This is a genomic window from Streptomyces anatolicus (assembly GCF_019400875.1).
GTDB lineage: Bacteria > Actinomycetota > Actinomycetes > Streptomycetales > Streptomycetaceae > Streptomyces > Streptomyces anatolicus.
Genome location: NZ_WMBF01000869.1, coordinates 1 through 868, shown reverse-complemented (window position 1 = coordinate 868; position 868 = coordinate 1). Strand labels below are relative to the sequence as shown.

The 868-nt window shown below is 75.2% G+C and carries 1 protein-coding gene; it reads right to left on the bottom strand.

Annotated features, from left to right (window positions below):
* Nucleotides 1-868 (bottom strand): MurR/RpiR family transcriptional regulator (locus GKQ77_RS33045; RefSeq protein ID WP_219692827.1); only part of this gene is annotated, 868 nt, incomplete at both ends.

Here is an 868-nt window from a genome sequence, read left to right as displayed (position 1 = left end):
CTGTGGCGGTGGGCGAGCGCTTCGTAGGAGGCGGCGAGCGCCGGGGCCGCCGTCTCGTACGTCCGCTGGGCCACGCCCACGAACAGGCAGTCCACGACGAGCAGTTGACTCGTACGGGACGACATCGCGGCCGGCCTCAGCTCGCTCTCGCGGGCCGTGGAGGTGGTCAGTATGTGATCGGCGTACTGCGAGACGGCCCCGTCGGGACGGCCGGTGATCGCGATCGTGGTGGCCCCGTGCTCGAAGGCCACCCGCAGCGGCTCGATCACGTCGCCCGTCGAACCGGAGTGGGTGATCGCGATGGCCACGTCCTTGGCGCGGAGCGTCACCGCGTTGGTGACGGCCAGGTGCGGGTCGGAGTGCGCGTGCGCGATGTGGCCGATGCGCAGGAGCTTCTGCGCCAGGTCCTGGGCGACGAGGCCGGAGGCGGCCACGCCGTAGACCTCCGTGCGGCGGGCGGTCGCGAGGGCGGCGACGGCGGCGCCGAGCTGCACGGTGTCGAGCGCGGCGGCGGTGTCGGCGAGGGTCTGCTGTTCGTCGTAAGCGAGCTTGGCGACGACGTCCGCGATGGGGTCGTCGACAGCGATGTCCGCGGTGACGGCGGGCGCCCGGCCCGACTGCTGCTGCGCGGCGAGCCCGGCGAGCGCGAGGCGCAGGTCGCGGTAGCCGGGGTAGCCGAGGAGGCGGGCGGTGCGGACCACCGTCGCCTCGCTGGTGCCCGTCAGCTCGGCGAGGCCGGTGACCGTGAGGGCCGCGCAGCCGGCGGGGTCGCCCGCGACGGCCTCGGCGACGCGCTGCATGGAGCGGGTCATCGACGGGGCCAGCGTCCGCACCTTGGCCGCGAGGGCGGCGGGGGCCGGGGGTGCGG